4 protein-coding genes and 1 pseudogene are annotated in these 3,818 nt (G+C 47.8%); all 5 read left to right on the forward strand.

Going from position 1 to position 3,818, the window contains the following annotated elements; genetic code table 11:
- A partial coding sequence (locus BJQ17_RS29485; protein ID WP_139139841.1) for an RHS repeat-associated core domain-containing protein occupies nt 1-778 on the forward strand: 778 nt, incomplete at its 5' end.
- Nucleotides 775-1,236, forward strand: a complete 462-nt coding sequence (locus BJQ17_RS29490; protein WP_070096983.1) for an Imm26 family immunity protein — start codon at nt 775-777, stop codon at nt 1,234-1,236. The genes BJQ17_RS29485 and BJQ17_RS29490, both read left to right, overlap by 4 nt.
- Nucleotides 1,237-1,540: 304 nt before the next feature.
- Nucleotides 1,541-2,695, forward strand: a pseudogene (locus tag BJQ17_RS32370) (RHS repeat-associated core domain-containing protein); the annotation flags it as partial.
- Nucleotides 2,696-2,738: 43 nt separating this feature from the next.
- Entirely contained in the window at nt 2,739-3,062 is a 324-nt protein-coding gene (locus BJQ17_RS32375; RefSeq protein ID WP_108192012.1) for an AHH domain-containing protein, read from the forward strand.
- A gap of 25 nt (nt 3,063-3,087) precedes the next feature.
- Nucleotides 3,088-3,723: an imm11 family protein gene (locus BJQ17_RS29500; RefSeq protein WP_054889731.1), complete on the forward strand. Its 636-nt coding sequence runs from the start codon at nt 3,088-3,090 to the stop codon at nt 3,721-3,723.
- Nucleotides 3,724-3,818 lie beyond the last annotated feature (95 nt).

Here is a 3,818-nt window from a genome sequence, read left to right on the forward strand (position 1 = left end):
TGGGCAGAACATCCTGTACCTGTACGAGCCGGGTAGCTATGCGCCGTTGGCGCGGGTTGATCAGGTTGAAGGGGAAGGACAGAAGGTCTATTACTTCCATACTGACCAGATTGGTACGCCGCTGGAACTGACGGACAGTGACGGGCAGATCGTTTGGCAGGCGACGTATCGCTCATGGGCCGAAATCGATGAACTTGTGGTGGATATCACTGAGCAAAATTTGCGGCTGCAAGGGCAATATTTCGATAAAGAGATTAATCTCCATTACAATACTTTTCGTTATTATGATCCGGGAGTAGGGAGATTTATCTCGCAAGATCCAATTGGGTTGGATGGTAGTGATAATCTTTATAGGTACACACCTAATCCGGTCACTTGGATCGACCCTCTTGGCTGGGTCCACGAACAAGCGCCGGGGTATAATGTTTATGGCTTGTTTGATAAGGGGAGTGATAAACCCTATTATGTGGGAATCACTGATGATCTATCACGACGTAGAGCAGAGCATGCTGGCAGTAACAGACTAAGCCCTGGGGCGAGGATGGAGCCTCTTGACAAAAATATTACCTATGGGGAAGCACGAGGTTTTGAACAGGCCTATATTGAACACTATGAGACAAAAACTGGCATAGTAGGCGAAGAGATCTCACATAAAAATCGCGGAAACAAGATCAACTCATATGATCATGCAAATACTACGAGAGCTCCAGCTCGCCAAGCTAATTTCGAAAGTAATTTCGCCAAGAAAACTGCTGCATTGAAAGGAGGTTGCGGATGACGTCACTTGAGGTTTATGAGTGGGACAAAAAGATCAAAACAAGTTATAAAAAAATAAAAAGCGGGGATATATTTTGCTTTGCTTTAGACTCCAAAAAATATGGGGTTGGTCGCATTATAACCCAAAATAGCCTTGGCCATGTAGTGGAGATTTTTGACAAGGTTCTTAATGTCCCAGCGGTTGATTCACTTTCTTTCAAGCGCTTAGGTGACCCTGTCATATTAGATTCTTATTCGCTTTTTGATCGTAAAGCTGAGGGTGACTGGAGAATTGTTGCTCACGATTTAGATTATAGGCCGTCAAAACAAGAGTCGGTGAGGTATGTGTACGGTGTAGCCGATAATGTCAAGCTTGTTGATATTTTTGATAATGAGAGCTCTTTGGCAGGAAGTAAGTGTGATTATCCATCCTATTCCCCTATGGGCGACAAAGACGTGAAAGAGCATTTCAATATTTAGACCGAAATCCAAGTTTAATCTTTAACAGCAAGTGTGTTCTTCTGGTCCTGCTGCCTTTAAGTGGGGCCAGCAAAACATTTAATGAAGTCTATTGAGAGCGCCCGTTCTACGCTCTGTGCCAAAAGAGATTATTCAGGATTTTCCTAATGGTATTTCGAATGAATTATACTAAGCAACCGGAGTCATCCCGGTTGTTCGCTTGAATTGAACAGCGATAAGATCTCCAACCGCCTCGGCGTTAACGTCGCTGCTGGTAGACTACGCTTACAATTCGATCCATCGCCGTCACCAGTACGCCCCGACGGATGATCGAAAGTCCAACTACTTGTAATACGGCAGCGGACACCTGCACCAGCGAACCTGGACGGCCAGGTGATCAGCGACATGGAGCGCAATGACCTGCATCGTGAGGTGTACCGCACCCAGGGCAAGCTCACCAGTTGCTTCGGTTATGACGCCATGGGGCGCAAGGCCTGGCAGTTTGCCTCGACCTTGCCGGCCGACAAGCTTTCGCAGGTGCACAACACCGGCATCAATACCTCGTTGCTGGTCGAGCACGCCTACAACCCGATCCACCGCCGTTACCAGTACGACCCGGCCGGTGAACTGGTGCGTACCCTCGACAAGCTGCGTGGCGAGATCAAGTACGAGTACGAAGCCAACGGCCAGTTGCGCAGTCGCGATACCGGTTCGCTGATCGGCAGCGAGGAATTCCGCTACGACCCGGCAGCCAACCGCCTGGACTTCAATGCGCGGCAGTTCGACAAGGTCAAGGACAACCGCATCAAACAGTGGCGGGATCAGGAGTACCGCTACGACCCGTGGGGCAATCTGGTCGAGAAGCGCTCGGGGCATAGCAAGTTGCAGAGTTTTAACTATGACTGCGAGAACCGGCTGGTGCGGGCGGAGACGTTGGTTAACGGCAAGCTGGAAAGCCGAGGCGAGTACCGGTACGACAGCCTCGGACGGCGGGTGGCCAAGCAGTCGGAGATCAATGGCAAGGCCGAGCAGAAACGCTTTCTTTGGCAGGGGCTGAGGATGCTGCGGGAGGAAACGCCTGGGCAGAACATTCTGTACCTGTACGAGCCGGGTAGCTATGCGCCGTTGGCGCGGGTTGATCAGGTTGAAGGGGAAGGGCAGAAGGTCTATTACTTCCATACGGACCAGATTGGCACGCCGTTGGAGCTGACGGACAGTGACGGGCAGATCATTTGGCAGGCGACGTACCGTTGTTGGGGGGCTGTAGAGCAACTGCCTGTTAATAAGGTTGAGCAGAATCTACGCTTCCAAGGCCAATACTTTGATGTCGAAACCGGACTGCATTACAACACTTTCAGATTCTATGATCCTAAGGTTGGCCGATTTTTGACTCAGGACCCCATAGGCTTGGCAGGTGGCTTGAATATATATTCGTACGCTGAAAATCCTATCCAAGAAATCGATCCGCTGGGGTGGTGCTCTACGAAACTGGGTAATAACATGGGGCCAGAAAGGGGGATGGAGTGGCTAATCATCATTTAATCCCCGAAGAAATAATGAAAAAGCCTCGTTACGAAAAAATGTTTAACAGGCTTCGGTCAATGGGCTTTAATGATGATGGTGCATCCAATGGTATATTTTTGCCGGGTAGTAGGAAGCTAACGCAAAACATTGATCTGCCAGGGCATTGGTCAAGTCATGCTAAATATACTAAGGTCATTGAGTCTAAGATTTCTGCTTTGAATGACGCCTTTAGGGCTGGTAAGGTTTCTGATACGCAATTGGTATTAGGTATAGGTAAAATCCAGAGTTTCGCGAAAGAAAGACTGGAGAATAATACTTTGTAGTGGATGCGATCACTGGGAGGCTTTTGTGAGTGGTTCCAATTATTACGTTTTACGCTATGACCCGCAGGGCAGTGGCTGCCCAATCGTGTTGTCAGGTTTTTTTAATTGTAGTGAGTTTGAATGGGATCCGTTTGAGCCAAGTCCGCTGGGGCTAAATATAACAAAAAAATATGTTTTAAAGCTGTCCGGGCTTGAAATGGAGTTGTCGGATCTGGAGTTTGATTACTACAGCATCGGTGATACTTATGTTTCGAAAAAATTTTTAGAGGTTTGCGATGAGATTGGGGGGAAGTATAAGGCTATTCCTTTGGAGATAACCTATAAGGAGCAGTCTAGGAAAGGGGAGTTTTTCATTTTTCTTCCTGGTGAAAGTTTAGCGGCTCTGGATAAGATTGAGTCGGTATTCGAAACATCCAAGGACCTGGAGACCGGTCTCGAAATTGAAAGTCATATTTATACGGGGGCGGTGAATATTGATGCTATAAGTAGGTTTGTGGTTTCCCCAGAGCTGCAGTCGGATATTTTTAGATGTCAAGAAACCTTAGAGCTGTTTTGTAGTGAGAGGTTCAAGTCGGCGGCAACTGGCTTGAAGGGTGTTTCGTTTGAAAAAGTTGATGATAATTATTCGTATGATGCATGGGCTGAATTGAACGATATTTGAAGGCTCTAAGAGCTTTGCGAGGGGCTAGATGTCTTTGATTGTTGCGTGTCACGCCAGACCTTTGAAAATATGCAGCGCGTTGGTGCTGCCTAAGG

Origin of the sequence: Pseudomonas sp. NBRC 111139, assembly GCF_001753955.1 — a bacterium.
Classification (GTDB): Bacteria; Pseudomonadota; Gammaproteobacteria; order Pseudomonadales; family Pseudomonadaceae; genus Aquipseudomonas; species Aquipseudomonas alloputida.